Source organism: Rugamonas sp. (assembly GCF_025354735.1).
Classification (GTDB): Bacteria; Pseudomonadota; Gammaproteobacteria; order Burkholderiales; family Burkholderiaceae_D; genus Rugamonas.
In genome coordinates this window covers 1-20,623 of sequence record NZ_JANXMI010000195.1, presented here as the reverse complement: position 1 = coordinate 20,623, position 20,623 = coordinate 1, and the positions used below count along the sequence as shown (strand labels likewise).

Here is a 20,623-nt window from a genome sequence, read left to right as displayed (position 1 = left end):
TTACCAGTTGCGGAAGCGCTTGGGCGGATCGTATAAGCCGCCCGATGCGCGCACCAGGTCCTTCATGTTCTTCGCCGCCAGCAGGTCGCGCGTGGCCATGCGCTGGTCTATGCCCATGTCCTCGGCGCGGCGGATGATGCCGCGCCCGCGCAGCTCCTCGACCATGCGCTTGTCGCGCGCCAGCCCCACCGACGTGTAGCCGGCCACGCCGCGTATGGCCTGCTCGCGCTCCGCGTCGCTGCGGCACAGCAGCAGGTTGGCGATGCCTTCCTCGGTCAGGATATGGGTCACGTCGTCGCCGTAGATCATCACCGGCGGGATCGCCATCTTCGCCTGCCCGGCCAGTTCCCAGGCGTCGAGTTTTTCAACGAAGGCCGGCTGCATATGCTCGCGGAAGGTTTCGACGATCTGCACCACCAGCTTTTGCCCGCGCGGTATCACGTCGCGGCCGCGCCGCGCCTCCTCGCCCGCCTTCAGCCATGCCGGGCTGGCGTGGCGCCGGCCGCGCGCGTCGGCGCCCATATTGGGCGCGCCGCCGAAACCGGCGATGCGGCCCAGCGTCGCCGTCGACGAGTTGCCCTGCAAATCGATCTGCAGGGTCGAGCCGATGAACATGTCGCAGGCGTAGTGGCCGGCGGCCTGGCACAGCGCGCGGTTGCTGCGCATGGAGCCGTCGGGGCCGACCGCGAACACGTCGGGCCGCGCGCGGATATAGGCTTCCATGCCCAGCTCCGATCCGAAAGAATACACCGATTCGACGAAGCCCGATTCGATCGCCGGTATCAGCGCCGGATGCGGATTGAGGGCCCAGTGGCGGGCGATCTTGCCCTTCAGGCCCAGCGACTCGGCGTAGGTCGGCAGCAGCAGCTCGATGGCGGCGGTGTCGAAGCCGATGCCGTGGTTGAGGCGCTCGACCCGGTATTCGGCGTAGATGCCCTTGATTGCCATCATCGCCATCAGCACCTGGATCTCGGAGATCTGCGCCGGATCGCGCGTGAACAGCGGCTCGATGTAGTAGGGCTGCGGCGAGGCGACGACGAAATCGACCCAGTCGCCCGGCACGTCCACGCGCGGCAGCGTGTCCACGATGCGGTTCACTTGCACGATGACGATGCCGTTCTTGAAGGCGGTGGCCTCGACGATGGCCGGCGTGTCCTCGGTGTTCGGGCCGGTGTACAGATTGCCGTGGCGGTCGGCCGCTTCGGCCGCGATCAGCGCCACCCGCGGCGGCAGGTCGACGAAGTAGCGGCTGAACAGTTCGAGGTAGGTGTGGATGGCGCCGATATCGAGCTTGCCGGCGGCGACCAGCCTGGCCACGCGGCCGGCCTGCGGACCGGAAAAGGAAAAATCGAGCTTGGAGGCGACGCCGCGCTCGAACACGTCCAGATGCTCGGGCAGGGCCAGCACCGATTGCAGCAGGTGCAGGCCGTTGATGCGCGCCGGGTCCAGCCGCGCCAGCGCCTGGGCCAGAAAGTCGGCCTGCTTCTGGTTGTTCCCTTCCAGGCAAACCCGATCGCCGCATTCGAGCACCGCGTGCAGCAGGTCGGCGATGCGTGCCGCCGGCAGCGCCTTGCCCTGCATCTGCGCGCCCAGGACCGCGCGGGCGCGCTCCAGCCGCGCGGCGCGGTTCACTTGCAGCGTGTTCCACACGCGCGGTGCGTTCATTATTTGACTCCCATGATCAGGTTCGGCAGCAGCGTCGAGATGGCGGGGAAGGCACACAGCAGCAGCACGGCGAAAAACATCAGCAGCACGAACGGCGCCACGCCCCATATGACGTCCTTCAAGGGGATGTCGGGCGCGATGTTCTTGATGACGAACAGGTTCAGGCCCACCGGCGGGTGGATCAGCCCCATTTCCATCACCACCGTCATGACGATGCCGAACCAGATCAAGTCGAATCCGGCGGCCTTCAGCGGCGGCAGGATGATAGGCGCGGTCATCAAAATGATGGACACCGGCGGCAGGAAAAAGCCGAAGCCGATCACCATCAGCAGGATCACCGCCAGCAGCAGCCACTTCGACAAGTGCATGCCGACCACCCAGTTGGCGGCGGCCTGGCTGATATGCAGATAGCTCATCACGTAGGAATACAGCAGCGACATGCCGATGATCAGCAGCAGCATGGTCGACTCCTTGATCGTCGCGGCCAGGATGGGCGACAGGTCTTTCGGGCGCCAGACGCCGTAGACGACGGCGATCAGCACCAGCGCCAGCAAGGCCCCCAGGCCCGCCGTTTCCGACGGCGTGGCCAGGCCGCCGTAGAGCGCGATCATCACGCCGATCAGCAGGATGATGAAGGGCAGCACGCGCGGCAGCATTTCCACCTTCTGGCGCAGCGTGAAATGCTCGTCCTCCAGATAGGCCGACTTCGCGCCGCCGCCCTGATAGAGCGCCAGCGCCGCGCCGTACTCCTTGCGCGCGCGGTACACCGCGTAGCCGGCGAACAGCGCCACCAGCAAAACGCCGGGCCCTATCCCGGCCAGGAACAAGCGGCCCAGCGACTGCTCGGCCGCCACCGCGTACAAGATCATCGTGATCGACGGCGGCAGCAAAATGCCCAGCGTGCCGCCGGCCGCGATGATGCCGGCCGCGAAACCGGGCGAGTAGCCGCGCCGCCGCATTTCCGGTATGCCGGCCGAGCCGATGGCCGAACACGTCGCCGGCGAGGAGCCGGCCATCGCCGCGAACAGCGCGCAGGCGAACACGTTGGCGATGCCCAGGCCGCCCGGCACCTTGTGCAGCCAGGTGTGGATCGCCGAGTACAGGTCTTTGCCGGCCGGCGATTTGCCGATGGCCGCGCCCTTCAAAATAAACAGGGGGATGGACAGCAGCGTGATCGACGCCATCTCCTCGTAGACGTTCTGGGTGATCGTGTCGAGCGAGGAGGCGGGCATGAAGAAGTACATGAAGGTCGTCGCGACCACGCCCAGCGCGAACGCGATCGGCATCCCGGAAAACATCGCGACCAGCGTCGCCGCGCCGTACAGGGCGCCCAGTGTCAGCTCGTTCATGGCGCGCCTTTTTTGTTGGTGGCGCGGACCAGCGTTTGCAGCAGCAGCTGGATCGCCAGCAGCGTGATCCCGGCCGCCATCATCGAATACGGTATCCACAGCGGCGGCGCGAACGTGGAGGAGGTGGTCTGGCCTTCGGACCACGCTTCATAAAACAGCGTCCACGATTTCCACGCGAAGAAAGCGCAGAACAGGCAGGACACCAGGTCGACGACAAACAGGCGCGCCGCGTTCACGCGGCGCGGCAGCAGCCCCGCCAGCGCTTCGATGCCGATGTGGCCGCGCAGCGACTGCACGTGGGCGGTGCAGAAAAAGGTCACGCCGACCAGCATGAAGACCGACGCCTCGTCCTGCCAGTCGGTCGGCGCCGCGAAAAAATAGCGCGACACCACCGAATACGTCAGCACCAGCGCCGTCAGGATCAGCGCCAGCATGGCCAGCCTGACCAGTGCGCGGTTGAGCCGCGCGAGCAGCGCCGTGACGACGGCCAGCGCCGCGTTGTCCGGCACCGGCGCCGCCGCGCCGTGTGGTCCGGTGTCGACGCCGTGGCTCACAGCAGCTTCTCGGCCAGCTTGAGCAGCCTGGCGCAGTTGTCGTTATGTTCGCCGTAATCCTTCCATGAGGTGGTGCGCGCGATCGCCTGCCAGCGCTTGACGGTGGCCGCGCTCAGGTCGGCCACCTTGGCGCCGGTGCGCTGATAGACGGCGGCCACCAGCGAGTCGTCGGTCTGCGCCGATTTGCGCGCGAACACTTCCATCTCGGCGCCGACGGCCATGATGATGGCCTGCTGCTCCTTGCTCAGGCGCTCGAACACCGCCTTCGACATCATCAAAGGCTCCAGCATGAACCAGTAGGCGTTGCCGCGCCCCGTGGTCAGCGCCTTCGACACTTCTTCGAGCCGGAACGAGATCAGCGACGTGGACGAGGTCAGCGCCGCATCCATCGCGCCGGTCTGCATGGCGGCGTAGATTTCGTTCGACGGCAGCGTGACGACGGCGGCGCCGGCCGCCTTCAGGATCAGGTCCATCTCGCGCGAGCCGCCGCGTATCTTCATGCCCCTGGCGTCTTCCGGCTCGACGATAGGCTTGCCGCGCGACGCCATGCCGCCGGCCTGCCAGATCCAGCTGACCATGACGATGCCCTTGTCGAGCAGGATGCGATTGAGCTCCTTGCCCACTTCCGCGTTGCGCCACGCGTAGCCGATGTCATACGAGGGCACCAAGCCCGGCATCAGGCCGATGTTCACCTCCGGCACCTCGCCGCCCGCGTACGATAGCGGCACCAGCGACAGGTCGAGCGCGCCCTTGCGCATCGCCGAGAACTGGGCGTTGGTCTTCATCAGCGAGGAGCCGGGATAGATTTCGAATTTCAGCGCGCCCTTGCTGCGCTTTTCCACCTCGGCCGAAAACATGCGCGTCAGGCGGTCGCGGAAATCGCCCTCGGTCAGCGTCCCGCCGGGGAACTGGTGCGAGATTTTCAGCGTCGTGGCCTGCTGCGCCCATGCGGACCGCATCCCGAGCTGTATCCATAAAGGGCTGCTGGCGAGCGCGCCCAAAACGATGCGCCGTTTGATAGAAGTCATGTCTCCTCCAGTGGTCGGTTTTGCCGTTATAGATACTACAATAGCCGGCCGGCGACTACTACAAGAACGAGTTGTTTTACGAAGCCATGCGCGCGGCCAGCCACAATCGGCCGCCGCGATTTCATCGCAGGGGTATGATGGCCGTCACGAACTTCTCCGCACAAGGACCGCGATGAAAAAAGTCCCCGTCTTCGGTCTCGCCCTGCTGGTCGGCGTGGCCGTGCTGCTGCTGGCGCCCGTACCGCTGCCGCCGACGCGCATCCACAACAGCGTGACCATCGCGCGCGCGCCGGCCGAGGTGTATGCCTACGTCACCACGCCGGCCAACTGGCCGCGCTGGCATCCGTCGTCGCTGGCCGTCAGTGGCGCGACGGATCATCCGCTGCGCGTGGGCGAACAGGTGGGCGAAGATTTTCTGGTGGCCGGCTACCGGGGCCGGGTGACGTGGACCGTGACCCAGCGCCAGGCGCCGGCGCTGTGGACTATTTCAGGAAAAATCGACGATGGCGGTTCCGGCCGCGTCAACTACCGTTTGACGGCGGTGGCGGGCGGCACGCTGTTCGAGCGCGACTTCGACTACGCGCGACCGAACCTGCTGTTTGTGCTGGCGGACAGTTTCAGGCTGCGGCGCCTGATTACGGCCGAATCGGCCGAGGCGCTGCGCCGGCTCAAGGCGGCGCTGGAGGGCGGCGCCGCCGCTTGAGCCGCCGTCACCCGTGGCGCGGCGCCGTCAGCTGCGCGGATGGAAATGGATGATGGCTTCGGCCGGCACGGTGCCGGTGGTCGGCAGGATATCGGCCAGCGTGAGCTGGTCGAGCACCGCCAGATAGGCCTGGGTGGCCGCGGCCAGCGCGCCTTTGAGCCCGCAATGGGGCGTCAGCGGGCAGGTGTCGTTGGCGCGGTCGAAGCACTCGGCCATGAAAAAATCGGTCTCGGTTTCGCGCACCAGCGCGCCGATGTTGATGTCGCCCGGCTCGCGCTTGAGGCGCATGCCGCCATTGCGGCCGCGCACCGTCTCGATGATGCCGGACAGGCCAAGCTGGTACACCACTTTCATCAGATGGTTTTTGGAGATCGTATGCAGGTCGGCGATATCTTGTATCGTCACCAGGCGATCCCGGTTCACGCCCAGGTAGAGCAGGGTGCGCAGCGTATAGTCGGTGAAGGAAGTCAGTCGCATCAATCGGATCCAGTGAGGGCTGCCGGCAAACAGGCGCCGGCCATGCCTTATTTTACTTGGTTCGCGCCGGATCAGGCTCGCGACGCGCTGGCGTGGCATGGCGTATCATGGTTGCCGACGACTTATCGGAGAGGACCATGATGGACCACAGCGCAGCGCACCAGCAGTTTATCGCCGAAGTCTGGCGCCGTTTCGAGGAAGTCCAGCAGTGGGCCATCGAACACTGGCACGACGCCGACCATCCCATTTCATCGTCCGACTTCGTCGAGGCGCGCAAGGAGATACTGGCGCTGGGCCAGAAGCGCGGCGGCGGCCGGCCGACGGGCGCCGAACCGGCCGAAGGCGGCGAGCAGTATGTCGACGTGACGCCGGCGCCGTGGCCGTGATGCCGCCACTTAATCTTCGCTTGCGCCGATCTGCGCCAGCAGCCAAGCCAGCAGGCTGACCGCCAGGCCGGCGAGCACGCCATACGCCAGCTTGAGCGCACTGTCGAACAGCAGCGGCGCCACCAGCCCGGACACCAGCGCAAACAGCAGCATCTGTATGAACGACTGCATCGACGACGCCAGCCCGTTATTGTTCGGGAAGTGGTCGAGCGCGAGCAGCGACATCGGCGGCGTCGCCAGCGCCAGCGCGAACGAATACACGAACAGCGGCAGCACGGCCCACGGCACGGCGGCCGCGAAATAGCTGTTGTAGACCACATTGGCGACGGCGCCCAGCGCCATCAGCGCGTAGCCGATCCAGATCAGCGCGCGCTGCGTGTAGCGGTGCGCGAATTTGGCCGACAGCGCCGACCCCACCACCATGCCGCTGATGAGCGGGATGAACAGCCACGCGAACGACGTCACCGGCAGGTGCAGTATATTGATGATGAAGTAGGCGGCCGAGCCGATATACAAACCGAAGCCGCCGAACGACATGCCGACCGCGATCGACAGCAGCAGGAAGCGGCGGTGGCACAGCACCTTCCAGTAATTGGCCGCGATGGCGCCGAAGTGGAAGGGGTGGCGGTCCCTGGCCGGCAGGCTTTCCGGCAGCCAGCGCTGCACCGCGACCATCATCAGCACGGCGAACGCGGTCAGGAACCAGAACACCGAACGCCAGCCCAGCGTCACCTGCAACCAGCCGCCCAGCACCGGCGCGATGGCCGGCGCGAGGCCGAACACCATCATGATGTGCGACAGGATTTTCTGCGCGTCGGCGCCGGAGTAGCGGTCCTGCACGATGGCGCGGCCGACCACCGAGCCGGCGCCGGCGGCCAGGCCTTGCAGCACGCGGCACACCAGCAGCACGCCGATGGACGGCGCCATCGCGCCGCCGATGGAGGCCGCGACATACAGCGCCAGCGACCACAAAATCACCGGCCGACGGCCGAAGGAATCGGACAGCGTCCCGTAAAACAGCATCATGAAGGCGAAGCAGAACAGAAATGCGCTGAGGGTTTGCTGGACCAGCAGCGCGCTGGTGTCGAAGGTGAGCGCGATTGCGGGGAAGGAGGGCAGGTAGGTGTCGATGGCCAGCGGACCGACCATGGTCAGGCCGGCCAGCAGCAGTGTCAGCAAAATATTCATGAAAAGTGTATCGTTCGTCAGACCGGTATTTTACGTCAGCCGGGCGCCCCGGCAGGAATCCGTAAAATTCGGCCGCGAATAATATAACGATATGCGCGGACCGAATAAGGAACGATGAAATTATTCTTTCGTTTTTGACGGCGCCCTGATTAAGCTGCCCCTTTACTCTTGCAATCCTGGCAAACACTATGACAATCGACACTTTTGATGGCACCGGCGTCAAGCCATCGCACTGGAACCTGGCCAGCGTGATTGAGCAGCTGCGCGTTTCGCGCGAGGCCACGCACAACATCCGCCACCAGGGCCGCATCCGCGAGCTGCCGTCGCGCGAGGCGCTGACCACCATCGTCAACGGCCTGTCGGCGGCGCTGTTCCCGACCCATTACGGCCGCCCCAACCTGACCGACGAGAGCATTGACTACTTCGTCGGCGACACCCTGACCACCACCCTGAACCGCCTGACGGAGCAGGTGCGGCGCGGCCTGCAGTTTTCCGCCGGCCTCGATTGCGGCGAAGACGCGGCGCTGACCCAGTGCGCGCACGACATCACGCGCCAGTTCGCGGCCTCGCTGCCCGATATTCGCGGCCTGCTGGTGTCGGACGTGCAGGCCGCGTTTGCCGGCGACCCCGCCGCGACGTCGATCGCCGAGATCATGCTGTGCTATCCGGGCACCATCGCGATCCTGTATTACCGGCTGGCGCACCGCCTGCACCAACTGGGCTCGCCGTTTTTGGCGCGGCTGATTTCGGACATCGGCCACTCGCTGACCGGGATCGACATCCACCCCGGCGCGCAGATCGGCGGCAGCTTCTTCATCGACCACGGGACCGGCGTCGTGATCGGCGAGACCGCCATCATCGGCCAGGGCGTGCGCCTGTACCAGCACGTGACGCTGGGCGCGAAGCGCTTCCCGGCCGACGACAAAGGCGTGCTGATTAAAGGCGTGCCGCGCCATCCCATCGTGGAGGACGATGTCGTCATCTACGCCGGCGCGACGATCTTGGGCCGCATCACCATCGGCGCCGGTTCCACCATCGGCGGCAATGTGTGGCTGACGCAGAGCGTCCCGCCGGGCAGCAATGTGTCGCAGGCGCAGATGCGCAACGATTGAGGGCGATTTAAATCGCCTGCGCAGCGTGCAGCCGGTCCAGTATCGCGCTGCGCAGCGGCGCCAGCGCGGCGCCGCTGCGGCACCGCTGTCCGCGCGGCCGCGCGGCGCCGACGTCGAAGATGGCCGGCGGCGCGCCCGCCGCTTCCAGCATCACCACCCGGTCGCCGAGGTAGAGCGCTTCGTCGATGTCGTGCGTCACCAGCAGCACCGTCAAACCATGTTCGCGCGCGACCCGCAACAGCAGATCCTGAAGCTTCATGCGGGTGAAGGCGTCGACCGCCGAAAACGGTTCGTCGAGCAGCAGGATTTTCGGATGCGTGTACAGGCCGCGCGCGATCGCCACGCGCTGCGCCTGGCCGCCGGACAGCTGCTTAATCAGATTCCCGCCGTAGCCGGGCAGGCCGACTTGCTCCAGCAGGGCCGGCACGCGGCCGGCGTTGGCGCCATCGTCGGCGAAGGCGATGTTCTGCGCCACCGTCAGCCACGGGAACAGGCGCGGCTCCTGGAAAATCAGGCCGATGTCGCCGCTGGCGCCGCGCTGTCGCAGGCCGCCTAGCCGTATCGCGCCGCTATACGCCGCGTCCAGTCCCGCGACGATGTTCAATAAACTGCTCTTGCCGCAGCCGCTGGCGCCGATCAGGCTGATGATTTCGCCGCGCGCCAGTTGCAGCCGCAGGCCATGCAGCACGCGGCGCTCGCCATGGCGCTTGTCGTCGATGGCGATGTCGAGCAGCGCCGCCGGTTCCCGAATGTGCTGCTGGTGTTGGTGGTGTTGCAGATGCCGGTGCATTCAAGGTCCCCCGCCGTAGTTGTCGCGCCAGCGCAGCAGATGGCGTTCCAGCCGCTGCATCATGCCGTCGCTGATTTTTCCCAGTATCGCCAGCAGCACGATGGCCGCCAGCACGATGTCGGCGCGGCTGGTTTCGCGTCCATCGCTGAGCAGGTAGCCCAGGCCCTTGCTGGCGGCGATCAATTCGGCGGCCACCATGAACATCCACGCCAGGCTCAGGCCATTGCGCAAGCCGGTGAGGATGGACGGCAGCGCGGCGGGCAGCAGCACGCGCCGCGCCAGCGCCGCCGGGCTTAAACGATACAGCTGGCCCACTTCGATCAGCTTGCGGTCGGCGCCCCGTATGCCCGAGGCGACGCCCATGTACACCGGGAAGAAAGCGCCGATGGCGATCAGCACCAGCTTGGGCGCTTCGTCGATGCCGAGCCAGAGCAGCAGCAAGGGCACCCACGCCAGCGACGGTATCGCGCGCAGCGCCTGGAAGGTCGGATCGAGCAGCGTTTCGGCGCGGCGGCTCAGGCCCACGGCGGCGCCCAGCAGCAGCGCCGCCGCCGCGCCGGCGATGAAGCCGGCGGCGACGCGCAAGGTGCTGGCCGCGATGTGGGCCGCCAGTCCCTGGCGCGCCAGATCGACGATGGTGCCGGCGATGGCGCTCGGCGCCGGCAGCAAATTGGGTGCGATCAGCCCGAGGCGCACGCCCGCTTCCGCCGCCAGCAGCAGGGACGCTGGCAGCAGCATGGACCACAGCGCGGGCGGCGTGCGCCAGCGTGGCGTGGCGCGGCGCGCTGGCTCCGGCAGCGCCGACGGCGGCGCGGGCGCGGTGTCCGCATTCTCGGTCAATACGGCGCTCATTTTTCATCAAGCCTTGATGATGTAGGGCTGCGCAAAGCGCGTGTCGATCAGCTCCGCGATGGCGCGGTTCAAATCCGTCCCCGGCTTCACCAGCGCCTCATCGAGCAGGATGGGGGCGGCCAGTTGCAGCGCTTTGATATGCTCCTGCGACGGCTGCGGATTGGTGAAGTCGCTGCGCAGCTTCACCTGCAACAGCGCCACCGGCAGGCTGACCCTGGCCTCCTCGGACAGGATCTGCGCCGCCTCGCCCGGATGGCCGATCACCCAGGCGCGCGCCTTTTCGTAGCAGCGGATCACCCGCGCCACCTCGGCCGGATGCTGGGCCAAAAAATCCTCGCGCACGTTCAGGAAGCCGTAGGTGTTGAACGCCACGTTGCGGTACAGCAGGCGCGAGCCGCCTTCCAGTTCGCTGGCCGCCATGTGCGGATCGAGACCGGCCCATGCATCGACCTTGCCCTGTTCCAGCGCGATGCGGCCATCGGCGTGCTGCAAGCCCACGTGCTCGATGTCGCCGCGCTTCAGGCCCGCCGCCTTCAGCGCGCGCAGCATGAACAGATAGGGATCGGTGCCTTTGGTGGCGGCGATCTTCTTGCCCTTCAAGTCGGCCACGGTGCGGATCGGGCTATCCTTGCGCACCACCAGCGCGGTCCATTCGGGCCGCGAAAAAATATACGGCGTGCGGATAGGATTGCCGTTGGCCTTGGCCAGCAAGGCGGCCAGGCCCGCGCTGGAGCCGATGTCGATGCTGTCGGCGTTCAGGTATTCGAGGGCGCGATTGCTGCCCGTGCTCAGCACCCACTTGACCTGGGTACCGTCGGCCTTGAACTCCTGTTCGAGCCAGCCGAAGCGGCGCAGCACCAGGCTGACGGGCGAATAATAGGCGTAGTCGAGGCGCAGTTCCTTCAGCGGCGCGGCGGCCCTTGCGAGACCGGGGATGGCAGCGACGGCCGCCAGTTGCAACAGTGTTCGGCGTTTCATGGTGTCCTTGGTTCAGGCGACGGATTGCGGGGAAGGGGCGATGGAGACGTGGCGGCCCGCGTGCGCCGGCGGCAGATGCGGACCGTGGCCGAACAGCTGGTGGCGCAGGGTGCCGTCGACATAGTCGGTGCGATAGCGGCCGCGCGCCTGCAGCTCCGGCACGATCAGCTCGACGACGTCGCGCATCGATTCGTGGCCGAGCGCGAAGGCGAGATTGAAACCGTCGATGCCGGTGTGGTCCTGCCACGCCTGCAGCTGGTCCGCCACTTGCGACGCGTCGCCGACCAGCACCGGGCCGCGGCCACCGAGGCCGATGAACTGCGCCGCCTCGCGCACCGTCCACCGGCGATCCGGGTCGGCCTGGCTGAAGGAGGCCAGCGCCGAGCGGCCGGCGTCGGAATCGATGTAGTCGATGGTGGCGTCGAGCGGGTAGCGGCTGAAGTCCACGCCGGTCCAGCCGGACAGCAGCACCAGCGCCGCTTCGATGTCGATGTGGCGGCGATAGTCCTCGTATTTGGCGCGCGCCTCCCGTTCGGTTTTGCCGGTGACGATCAACGCCTGCGCATAAATTTTCAGCTGGCCGCCATCTCGGCCGTCGGCCCGCACCGCCGCCCGCAAATCGTCCACATAGCGCTTGACGACTGTTTTGCTTGGCCCGCTGACGAAGGTGCATTCCGCATGGCGCGTCGCAAACGCGGTGCCGCGCGGCGAGGTGCCGGCCTGGTACAGCAGCGGCGTGCGCTGCGGCGACGGTTCGCACAGGTGGAAGCCCGGCACCTTGTAATAGCGGCCGGCGTGGTTGATCGGGTGGACCCGCGCCGGATCGGCGTAGACGCCGCTGGCTTTGTCGTTGACGACGGCGTCGTCGTCCCAGCTTTTTTCCCACAGCTTGTAGACCACGTCCAGATATTCGTCGGCCAGGTCGTAGCGCTCGTCGTGGCCGAGCTGGCGATCCAGCCCGAGATTGCGGGCCGCGCTATCGAGGTAGCCGGTGACGATGTTCCAGCCGATGCGGCCGCGCGTCAGGTGGTCGAGCGTCGACATGCGGCGCGCGAACGAATAGGGATGCTCGTAAGTGAGCGCGCAGGTGACGCCGAAGCCGAGGTGGGTGGTGGCCTGCGCCATCAGCGGCACCAGGGCCAGCGGATCGTTCAGCGGCACTTGCACGCCGTGGCGCAGGGCCGCGTCGGCGCTGCCTTGATAGACGTCGTAGGCGCCCAGCACGTCGGCCAGGAAGATCGCGTCGAAGCGGCCGGCCTCCAGCAGCTGCGCCAGTTCGATCCAGTAGGCCGGATCGTTGTAGCGGTGGCTGGTGTCGCGCGCGTGCGTCCACAGGCCCGGCGACTGGTGGCCGATGCTGAACATCTGGAAGGCGTTGAAGCGGATCGGTTTTCCGGGCTGCTGACTCATGGCTTACTCGGCGGCGCGCTGAAGCGCGATCTGGTCGTCGGTGCGGGCGTAGTCGGCGAAATATTTATTGGTCACGTCGAGAAAGGCTTGCGATCGGTAGGCCGCCGCGATATCCCTGGCGAATTGCTTGTCCTTGTCGGCGGTGCGCACCGCGACCAGGTTGATGTAGTTGGTCGAGATTTTTTCGGTCACCAGCGCGTCGCTCAGCTTCAGGCCGGAGGCCAGCGCGTAATTGCCGTTGACGAAAGAGTAGTCGGTGTCCTGCAGGGAGCGCGGCAGCTGCGCCGCTTCCAGCGCGATCAACTTGATTTTCTTGATGTTGATGGCGATGTCCTGTTCCGAGGCGCGGATCGGATCGAATTTGTCGCGCAGCTTGATCCATCCCAGCCGGTCGAGCAGCACCAGCGCGCGCGCCTGGTTGGTCGGGTCGTTGGGCAGCGCCACGGTGCTGCCTTGCTTCACCTCGCCGATCGACTTGTGTTTTTTGCTGTAGATCGCAATCGGCGCCGTCGGAATTTTCACCAGTTCGCTCAGCGCCAGTTTGTGTTCGCTGGCGAAGCGGTTTAGGTAGACGATGTGCTGGAAGACGTTGGCGTCGAGCGAGCCTTCGGCCAGCGCGAAGTTGGGCTGGATGTAGTCGTTGAATTCCACGAGCTTGATTTTGTAGCCCTGTTTTTCCAGTATCGGCTTGATGCCCAGCTTGATCTGGTCCGCATACGGGCCGGCGCTGGTGCCGATGAGCAGTTCTTTCGGGTCCCTGGCCGATGCCGACGCCATCGCCGACCAGGCCAGCGACAGGGGAAGGGCGAGGGCGAGGGCGGTGCTTATCAAAGTGCGGCGGGTGAAGAATGTCATGTGAGTCCTATGTTGTTAGCGTTTGTCGATGCGTCGTGCGACGCGGTTGCCGCCGAACTGGATCAGCTGCACCAGCACGATCAGGATGGCGACGGTGGCGACCATGATGTCGGTCTCGAAGCGGTAGTAGCCGTAGCGGATGGCGAGGTCGCCGATGCCGCCGCCGCCGACCACGCCGGCCACCGCCGAATACGAGAGGAAGCTGATCGACAGCACCATCAACGCCAGCACCAGGCCGGAGCGCGCCTCCACCAGCAGCACCCGCAGCACGATCTGGATTTCGGAAGCGCCCATCGCATGCGCCGCTTCGATCACGCCGCGCGGCACTTCGCGTAGCGCCTGTTCGACCATGCGCGCGAAGTAGGGAATGGCGGCGAACGACAGCGGCACGGCCGCCGCCAGCGGACCTATCGAGGTGCCGGCGATGACGCGCGTGAACGGCACCAGCGCCACCAGCAAAATAATGAAGGGGAAGGAGCGCACGGTGTTGACCAACCAGCCCAGCACCAGCGCGGCCGGGCGGTTTTGCAGCGACTGGCCGTCGGCGACCAGGAACAGCACGATGCCGAGCGGGCCGCCGATCAGCAGCGCCGCCGACAGGCCGATGGCGAGCATGGTCAGCGTTTCGCCGAGCGCGGTCCACATCTCGGGCAGCATGGCGACGATATGCGCGGCGGTTTGGGCGAGTTGGAGATCATAGTCAGGCATGCAGCGCCTCCTTCCGGGTGTCGGCGGCGCCGATGGCGCCGGCGATACCGGCCATGCCGGCGGCGACGTGGCGTGCCAGCTCGCGGCCCAGCGTCGTCAGCGCGGCATGCTGCAAGCGGGCGGCGTCGGCCAGCGCGAACTGTTCGGCGATGGCGCCATCCTCGATCACGGCGACGTGGTTGCAGATGTCGCCGATCACCGACAGCTCGTGGCTGACGATGACGATGGTGACGCCGAGCCGCCGGTTGATGTCGCGCAGCGTCGCCAGCAGCGCGCGCGTGGTCTCGGCGTCGAGCGCCGATGTCGGCTCGTCGCACAGCAGCACGGCCGGTCCGCTGGCGAGCGCGCGGGCGATGGCGACGCGCTGTTTCTGGCCGCCCGAGAGCCGGGCCGGATAGCTGTCGGACTTGGCGCCCAGTTCGACCAGGGCCAGGCATTCTTCCACGCGCTGGGCGATGCGCGCTTTATCCAGGCCGCCGCGCAGGCGCAGGGGGAAGGCGACGTTGTCGAAGACGCTGGCGTTTTGCAGCAAATTAAACTGCTGGAATATCATGCCGATGTTGGCGCGAGCGGCGCGCAGCTCGCGCTTGGACAGCGCCGTCAGCTCGCGGCCGCCGACGCTGATGGTGCCGCGGTCGGGACGCTCCAGCAAATTAATCAGGCGCAGCAGCGTTGATTTTCCGGCGCCGCTTTTGCCGATCAGGCCAAAGATGTCGCCGGCCCGCACCGACAGCGAGACGTCGCGCACGGCGTGGAACTGGCCGCCGGCGGGCAAGGCGAACGATTTATGGGCCGAGGCGACGCGAATTAACGGCGTGGCCTCGGGCGTAAGGGGGAGCTGGGTCGGCTTGGTCATGGTGGCGGCGTGGGTCAGGTTCGGGATCACGAATACGCGGTCGGTTCCGGCAGCGTGCCGTCCAGCGCATAACGTCCGAGGTCGCGGATCTTGTAGTCGACCGGGTCGTGCAGCGTGTGGACGCGGACGTTGCGCCAGTAACGGTCGAAGCCATATTTGGCCGACGTCGAACGGGCGCCGGTCAGCTCGAACAGCTGGCTGCTCACTTCCAGGCCGGCGGCGTGCGCCAGGCATTTCGCTTCGGCCACGGCGACGGCCAGTTCGCCGCGCTCCTGCGCCGTGACCAGCATGCGCTTGCGCATCAGGCGTTCCAGTTCCCCGGCCGCGTGGTCGGCCAGCACGGCGGCGGGGCGCAGGCGCAGCCACAATTGACCGTAGCGGTGCTGGATCAGCGGGTCGTGCGCCGCCGCGTCCACGCCGGACGCGAACCACGGCTTCGATTCATTGAGGGTGTACAGGCGCGCCGCCTCGAACGCGCCTTCGCCTATGCCCAGATACAGGTTGGCCATGATGAGCTGCGCGATCTGCGAGCGCAGCGTCGCTTGCGGCGTCGGCGCGGCGCCGGGCGCTTGCAGCACCTGCTCCGCCGGCAGCGCCACCGCGTCGAAATGGACGTTACCGCTGTCGGTCTGGCGCTGGCCGAAGGCGTCCCAGTCCGCCTGCACGGAAACGCCGGGCGCGCCGGTCCGCACCACTCCGATCAGCGCGCCCCCAACGCCGGCATGCCAGGCCGATACGGTGAGCCAGTCGGCGCCGACCGAGCCCGATGAAAAACTCTTGATGCCGTCGAGCGTATAGCCACGCGCGTCATTGTCAGTGTCGCCGTCGGCGTCCCTGTCGTCCGTGGCCACCGTGCGCTGGTCGAGCGGGTTGAGCGCATTGCCCCAGAACAGGCGCTGTTCGACGGTCTGCGTCAGGAAGCGGCGCTGCTGCTGCGCGCTGCCGTACAGCGTAATGCCGGCCAGTTGCAGATGATGGAAACCGAAGACGTGGGCCAGCGCGCTGTCGGCGCGAGCCAGTATGCGTATGACCTGGTACACCACCGGCCACGCCGCGCCCTGGCCGCCGAATTCCGTCGGGATCGACAGCGTGAGCAGGCCGGACTCACGTATCCATTCGCGTTCCCGCGCGGCGTGGCCGCCGGCCTGGTCGCGGGCGTTGGCGCTGGCGGCGAGGCGCTGCGCCAGTTCGGTGGCGATGCCGATTGGCGTCGGCGTTGCGGCTTCCGGCGGCCGCGGCGAGCGGATTAATGAAGGTGACATGGGCGTCCTGTGAGTCGTGATGGACGCAGTATTCACGGCCCGCGATGTTTAGTACACGAACAATTCCGCGCATCGATATGCGTTCCGCGCATGCGAAGAAAAACGTATATCGATGCACAAAACTATTCGTTCTGATTTCAACTGGACCGATTTAGTCTGCTTGCATCGCATTGTTTTACACCTCACGGGAACTCACACCATGACCATACTTCTGATCGGCGGCAGTCCCTCCACGTCATCCAGTTCCAGCCGTTTTCTGCATCACGTCGGCGACAAACTGGCCCTGCGCGGCCATAGCGTCAACAAGCTGCACGTGCGCGAGCTGCCGGCCGAAGCGCTGTTGCACGCCGATTGCAGCCACGCCGATATCGCGCGCGCGCTCGCGGCGGTTGCGGCGGCCGATGCGGTGGTGATCGCGACGCCGGTCTACAAGGCCTCGTTCAGCGGCATCCTCAAAACCTTCCTCGACCTGCTGCCGCAGGACGGCCTGGCCGGCAAGCTGGTGCTGCCGCTGGCGAGCGGCGGCAGCCAGTCGCACATGCTGGCGCTCGACTACGCGCTGCGGCCGGTGCTGCACGCGCTGGAGGCGCGCCATGTGCTGGCCAGTATCTACGCCACCTCGCAGCAGCTGCAATGGAACGAGGAGGAGGGCTTGACGCCGGACGCCGCCATCGCGCTGCGCATCGCCGCCGGCGTCGAGCATCTGTCGGCCAATCTCCATGCGCTGCACGGCAAGCCGGAACTGCGCGTGGTGGGCGGCGACGCGCTTGCCGAACTGTCGGCGCAACGCTCGCTGCGCGATCAACCCTACGCCGCCAACGCGGTTTGAAGCCCCCATGAATATTCTTATCGATACCAAACGCGCTGCGCGCCGCCGCACTTTAAGCTGGATGTTCGCGGCGGGCGTGCTGGCGGCCGGCCCGCCGCCGGCGGCGCTGGCGCAAAACAATGTGCTCAACATCGGCTATCAGAAATACGGCACGCTGACTTTATTGAAGGGCCGCGGCACGCTGGAGCCGCGCCTTGCCGCCAAGGGTATCAGCGTCAAATGGAGCGAGTTCCCGGCCGGTCCGGTGCTGCTGGAAGGGTTGAACGTGGGCAGCATCGATTTCGGCGGCGTCGGCGAGGCGCCGCCCATCTTCGCGCAGGCCGCCGGCGCCAATCTGGTCTACGTCGGCAACGAGCCGGCGGCGCCGGGCAGCGAGGCGATCGTGGTGCGGAAGGATTCCAAAATCCGCACGCTGGCCGATTTGCGCGGCAAGAAGATCGCGCTCAACAAGGGCTCCAACGTCCACTTCCTGCTGGTGAAGGCGCTGGAAAAAGCCGGCATTCCCTATCAGGACGTCAGCACCGTGTTCCTGGCGCCGGCCGAGGCGCGCGCCGCCTTCGAGCGTGGCAGCGTCGACGCGTGGGCGATCTGGGACCCGTATCTGGCGGCGGCCCAGAAGCAGCTGGGCGCGCGCGTGGTGGCCGACGGTCAGGGCATCGCGTCGAACCACCAGTTCTTCCTTGCCTCGCGGCCCTACGCCGAAAAGAATCCCGAGGTGATCCGCATCCTGCTGGAGGAATTGACCAAGGTGGACGACTGGGGACGCCAGCGTCCCGCCGACGCGGCGGCCATCCTGGCGGCGCAGACGGGGCTCGACAGCGCCACCGCCAACCTGGCGGCGTCGCGCTATTCCTACGGTGTCAAGCCGGTGACGGCCGACGTCATCGCGCAGCAGCAAAAGATCGCCGACGCGTTTTCCAGGCTGAAGCTGATTCCGAAACCGATCACGGTGCGCGACGCGCTGTTGCAGCCTTAAATTTTTCGCACACCTCAAGGAAGCATCCATGTCCCTCAATATTTTCTGGTTCATTCCCACCCACGGCGACAGCCGCTATCTCGGCACGGCCAAGGGCGCGCGCGCCGTCGATGCCGATTATCTGAAGCAGGTCGCGGTGGCGGCCGACACGCTGGGCTACGACGGCGTGCTGCTGCCGACCGGCCGCTCCTGCGAAGACGCGTGGGTGGTGGCGTCGTCGCTTATCAGCGTCACGCAAAAGCTCAAGTTCCTGGTCGCGATCCGGCCCGGCCTGTCGTCGCCGGGACTGGCCGTGCGCATGGCGTCGACCTTCGACCGGCTCTCGAACGGCCGCCTGCTCATTAACGTCGTCACCGGCGGCGACCAGGGCGAACTGGAAGCGGACGGCGTCTTCGCCGACCACGCGCAGCGCTATGAAATCTCCGATGAATTCATCCGCGTGTGGCGCGCTTCGCTGTCCGGCGAGGGCGGCGACGCCGGCTTCGATTTCGACGGCAAGCATATCAAGGTCAAGGGCGCGAAGACCTTGTACCCGGCGGTGCAGAAGCCGTATCCGCCGCTGTACTTCGGCGGTTCGTCCGAGCCGGCGCACGAGCTGGCGGCCGAGCAGATGGACGTGTATCTGACCTGGGGCGAGCCGCCCGCCGCGGTGGCCGAAAAGATAGCCGACATCCGCGCCCGCGCCGCCAAACATGGCCGCGCGGTGCGCTTCGGCATCCGCCTGCACGTGATCGTGCGCGAAACGAACGAGGAAGCGTGGCGCTCCGCCGACGATTTGATACGCCACCTGGACGACGAGGTGATCGCCAAGGCGCAGGCGGCGTTCAGCAAGATGGATTCGGTCGGCCAGCGCCGCATGGCCGCGCTGCACGGCGGCCGCCGCGACCAGCTCGAAGTGTCGCCCAATCTGTGGGCCGGCGTGGGACTGGTGCGCGGCGGCGCCGGCACCGCGCTGGTCGGCGACGCCGAGACGGTGCATGCGCGCATCCAGGAATACGCGGCGCTGGGCATCGACACCTTTATCTTCTCCGGCTATCCGCATCTGGAGGAGTCGTATCGCTTCGCCGAGCTGGTGTTCCCGTTGCTGGGCAAGGGCAAGGCGGTCGGCGAGCAGTCGCTCAGCGGACCGTTCGGCGAAGTGATGGCCAATACCATCGTGCCGAAGCAGGCCGCTTGATGAGCGGCGCTAACGGCGGCGGGATCGGCGCCGCGCGCCGGGCCGGCACGCCGCACGGCTTGACGCCGTGGATCGTGCCGGCCGTGCTGCTGCTGGCGTGGGAAGCGGCGGCGCAACTGGGCTGGCTGTCGAGCCGCATCCTGCCGGAGCCGTGGGCCGTGGCGCGCGCCTTCTGGACGCTGGCGGCGTCGGGCGAGCTGTGGCTCCACCTGCAGAAAAGCCTGTGGCGCGCGGTCTGCGGTTTCGCCATCGGCGGCGGCCTGGGATTGGCGCTCGGGCTGTTGAACGGCAGCGTCAAACGGGCCGAGACCCTGCTCGACACCACGCTGCAAATGGTGCACAACATCCCGCCGCTGGCGATGATACCGATGGTGATACTGTGGTTCGGCATCGACGAATCGGCCAAGCTGTTTTTGCTGGCGGCCGGCGTGTTCTTCCCGGTGTACCTGAATACCTTCCACGACATCCGTTCGGCCGACCCGCAGTTGATCGAGATGGCGCGCAGCTACGGCGTGTCCGGCTGGGCGCTGTATCGCGACGTGATCCTGCCGGCGGCGCTGCCGTCGATACTGGTCGGCGTGCGATTTTCGCTGGGACTGGTGTGGGTGCTGCTGATCGTGGCCGAGACCATTTCGGCGCAGGCGGGCATAGGCTATATGACGATGAACGCGCGCGAATTTTTGCAGACCGACGTGGTGCTCGTCGGGATACTGCTGTACGCGATGCTCGGCAAGGGCGCCGACCTGCTGTCACGCGCGCTGGAAAAGTATTTCCTGCGCTGGAATCCCGCTTACCGTTAAGGCCACGCCATGCTGATGTCTACCAGCGAATTTGAATCCGGATCGATCGCGCCGCAGCAAAAAACGCGGGTGAAATCGGAAGCCCCACCGCCAGCGCCATCGGACGCGGTTGACGCCGCGCCGGCGCCACCGCAGGCGCGCGAGGTGACGCAACGCCAAGGCCGAGGCCAAGGCCAAGGCCGTGGCGTGCCGCTGGCGCTGCGCGGCGTGAGCAAGTCCTTTGCGGCGCGACCGGTGCTGCACGATATCGACCTGCGGCTCAAGGCCGGCGAGTTCGTCGCCGTCGTCGGCCGCAGCGGTTGCGGCAAGAGCACGCTGCTGCGCGCCATCGCCGGACTGGAAACGGCCGACGCCGGCGACATCGCCATCGGCGGCGCGGCGTCGGCATCTTCGTCGTCGTCATCGTCCGCTCGGGATGCGCCGCCGGCCCAGGTCCGCATCATGTTCCAGGAGGCGCGTCTGCTGCCGTGGAAAAACGTGCTCGATAACGTCGCCCTCGGCATGTGTCACGCGCCCGGTGCGGCGGCGGCGGCCCTGTCCACCGTCGGCCTGGCCGACCGCGCCGACGACTGGCCGGCCGAATTGTCGGGCGGCCAGCGCCAGCGCGTGGCCTTGGCGCGGGCGCTGGTGCACGCGCCGCAATTGCTGCTGCTCGACGAACCGCTCGG

Annotated in this window: 22 protein-coding genes; 8 read left to right on the top strand and 14 right to left on the bottom strand. The window is 66.6% G+C overall.

Features of this window, described 5'->3' with window-relative positions; all coding sequences use genetic code 11:
* Genes mdcA through dctP form a run of 4 tightly spaced genes read right to left on the bottom strand, consistent with a single transcriptional unit; the run spans position 1 to position 4,596 of the window.
* A complete protein-coding gene (mdcA, locus tag Q0S71_RS15670) occupies positions 1-1,665 on the bottom strand; it encodes a malonate decarboxylase subunit alpha (protein WP_295997544.1) in 1,665 nt (554 codons plus the stop codon).
* The gene (locus Q0S71_RS15665) at positions 1,665-3,014 is read right to left on the bottom strand and encodes a TRAP transporter large permease (protein ID WP_295997541.1); all 1,350 of its coding nucleotides are present in this window, start codon (positions 3,012-3,014) and stop codon (positions 1,665-1,667) included. The genes mdcA and Q0S71_RS15665 overlap by 1 nt, the downstream gene beginning before the upstream one ends.
* A complete protein-coding gene (locus tag Q0S71_RS15660) occupies positions 3,011-3,568 on the bottom strand; it encodes a TRAP transporter small permease (protein WP_295997538.1) in 558 nt (185 codons plus the stop codon). Before Q0S71_RS15660 ends, Q0S71_RS15665 begins: the two co-directional genes overlap by 4 nt.
* A complete protein-coding gene (gene dctP / locus Q0S71_RS15655; RefSeq protein ID WP_295997536.1) occupies positions 3,565-4,596 on the bottom strand; it encodes a TRAP transporter substrate-binding protein DctP in 1,032 nt (343 codons plus the stop codon). Before dctP ends, Q0S71_RS15660 begins: the two co-directional genes overlap by 4 nt.
* A gap of 172 nt (positions 4,597-4,768) precedes the next feature.
* On the opposite strand from dctP, the gene Q0S71_RS15650 reads away from it, so the two are divergent.
* Positions 4,769-5,299: an SRPBCC family protein gene (locus Q0S71_RS15650; protein ID WP_295997534.1), complete on the top strand. Its 531-nt coding sequence runs from the start codon at positions 4,769-4,771 to the stop codon at positions 5,297-5,299.
* A gap of 27 nt (positions 5,300-5,326) precedes the next feature.
* On the opposite strand, the gene Q0S71_RS15645 is transcribed toward Q0S71_RS15650, so the two are convergent.
* On the bottom strand, positions 5,327-5,776 hold the full coding sequence (locus Q0S71_RS15645) for an Rrf2 family transcriptional regulator (protein WP_295997531.1): 450 nt from the start codon (positions 5,774-5,776) through the stop codon (positions 5,327-5,329).
* Positions 5,777-5,913: 137 nt separating this feature from the next.
* On the opposite strand from Q0S71_RS15645, the gene Q0S71_RS15640 reads away from it, so the two are divergent.
* Positions 5,914-6,162 carry a hypothetical protein gene (locus Q0S71_RS15640; RefSeq protein WP_295997529.1) on the top strand — a complete coding sequence of 83 codons (249 nt, stop codon included), beginning with the start codon at positions 5,914-5,916 and terminating at the stop codon, positions 6,160-6,162.
* A gap of 9 nt (positions 6,163-6,171) precedes the next feature.
* Here Q0S71_RS15640 and Q0S71_RS15635 read toward each other — a convergent pair whose 3' ends face one another.
* Positions 6,172-7,350 (bottom strand): multidrug effflux MFS transporter, encoded by a 1,179-nt coding sequence (locus tag Q0S71_RS15635; protein WP_295997527.1) that lies wholly within the window; start codon positions 7,348-7,350, stop codon positions 6,172-6,174.
* A 188-nt stretch (positions 7,351-7,538) separates the two neighbouring features.
* Between Q0S71_RS15635 and epsC the strand changes: the two genes are divergently transcribed.
* Positions 7,539-8,462 carry a serine O-acetyltransferase EpsC gene (gene epsC / locus Q0S71_RS15630; RefSeq protein ID WP_295997523.1) on the top strand — a complete coding sequence of 308 codons (924 nt, stop codon included), beginning with the start codon at positions 7,539-7,541 and terminating at the stop codon, positions 8,460-8,462.
* Between the two features lie 7 nt (positions 8,463-8,469).
* Here the strand turns inward: epsC and Q0S71_RS15625 are convergent, their stop codons facing one another.
* The 8 genes from Q0S71_RS15625 to Q0S71_RS15590 are packed head-to-tail and all read right to left on the bottom strand — an operon-like array spanning position 8,470 to position 16,173.
* The gene (locus tag Q0S71_RS15625; protein WP_295997520.1) at positions 8,470-9,252 is read right to left on the bottom strand and encodes an ABC transporter ATP-binding protein; all 783 of its coding nucleotides are present in this window, start codon (positions 9,250-9,252) and stop codon (positions 8,470-8,472) included.
* Positions 9,253-10,104 carry an ABC transporter permease gene (locus Q0S71_RS15620; RefSeq protein WP_295997517.1) on the bottom strand — a complete coding sequence of 284 codons (852 nt, stop codon included), beginning with the start codon at positions 10,102-10,104 and terminating at the stop codon, positions 9,253-9,255.
* 6 nt (positions 10,105-10,110) lie between these two features.
* On the bottom strand, positions 10,111-11,082 hold the full coding sequence (locus tag Q0S71_RS15615) for an aliphatic sulfonate ABC transporter substrate-binding protein (protein WP_295997515.1): 972 nt from the start codon (positions 11,080-11,082) through the stop codon (positions 10,111-10,113).
* Positions 11,083-11,094: 12 nt separating this feature from the next.
* Entirely contained in the window at positions 11,095-12,492 is a 1,398-nt protein-coding gene (locus Q0S71_RS15610) for an LLM class flavin-dependent oxidoreductase (RefSeq protein WP_295997511.1), read from the bottom strand.
* A gap of 3 nt (positions 12,493-12,495) precedes the next feature.
* Positions 12,496-13,347 (bottom strand): MetQ/NlpA family ABC transporter substrate-binding protein, encoded by an 852-nt coding sequence (locus Q0S71_RS15605; protein ID WP_295997508.1) that lies wholly within the window; start codon positions 13,345-13,347, stop codon positions 12,496-12,498.
* 15 nt (positions 13,348-13,362) lie between these two features.
* Positions 13,363-14,055: a methionine ABC transporter permease gene (locus Q0S71_RS15600; protein ID WP_295997505.1), complete on the bottom strand. Its 693-nt coding sequence runs from the start codon at positions 14,053-14,055 to the stop codon at positions 13,363-13,365.
* On the bottom strand, positions 14,048-14,911 hold the full coding sequence (locus Q0S71_RS15595; protein WP_295997568.1) for a methionine ABC transporter ATP-binding protein: 864 nt from the start codon (positions 14,909-14,911) through the stop codon (positions 14,048-14,050). The genes Q0S71_RS15600 and Q0S71_RS15595 overlap by 8 nt, the downstream gene beginning before the upstream one ends.
* Before the next feature lie 26 nt (positions 14,912-14,937).
* Positions 14,938-16,173: an acyl-CoA dehydrogenase family protein gene (locus Q0S71_RS15590; protein WP_295997502.1), complete on the bottom strand. Its 1,236-nt coding sequence runs from the start codon at positions 16,171-16,173 to the stop codon at positions 14,938-14,940.
* A 199-nt stretch (positions 16,174-16,372) separates the two neighbouring features.
* On the opposite strand from Q0S71_RS15590, the gene ssuE reads away from it, so the two are divergent.
* The 5 genes from ssuE to Q0S71_RS15565 all read left to right on the top strand — a co-directional run.
* A complete protein-coding gene (gene ssuE, locus Q0S71_RS15585; protein ID WP_295997499.1) occupies positions 16,373-17,002 on the top strand; it encodes an NADPH-dependent FMN reductase in 630 nt (209 codons plus the stop codon).
* Between the two features lie 7 nt (positions 17,003-17,009).
* A complete protein-coding gene (locus Q0S71_RS15580; protein ID WP_295997495.1) occupies positions 17,010-17,978 on the top strand; it encodes a sulfonate ABC transporter substrate-binding protein in 969 nt (322 codons plus the stop codon).
* A 28-nt stretch (positions 17,979-18,006) separates the two neighbouring features.
* Positions 18,007-19,155, top strand: a complete 1,149-nt coding sequence (gene ssuD / locus Q0S71_RS15575) for an FMNH2-dependent alkanesulfonate monooxygenase (RefSeq protein WP_295997493.1) — start codon at positions 18,007-18,009, stop codon at positions 19,153-19,155.
* The gene (ssuC, locus tag Q0S71_RS15570) at positions 19,155-19,955 is read left to right on the top strand and encodes an aliphatic sulfonate ABC transporter permease SsuC (protein WP_295997489.1); all 801 of its coding nucleotides are present in this window, start codon (positions 19,155-19,157) and stop codon (positions 19,953-19,955) included. The genes ssuD and ssuC overlap by 1 nt, the downstream gene beginning before the upstream one ends.
* A gap of 9 nt (positions 19,956-19,964) precedes the next feature.
* The coding region (locus Q0S71_RS15565) for an ABC transporter ATP-binding protein (RefSeq protein WP_295997485.1) at positions 19,965-20,623 on the top strand (659 nt) is incomplete at its 3' end.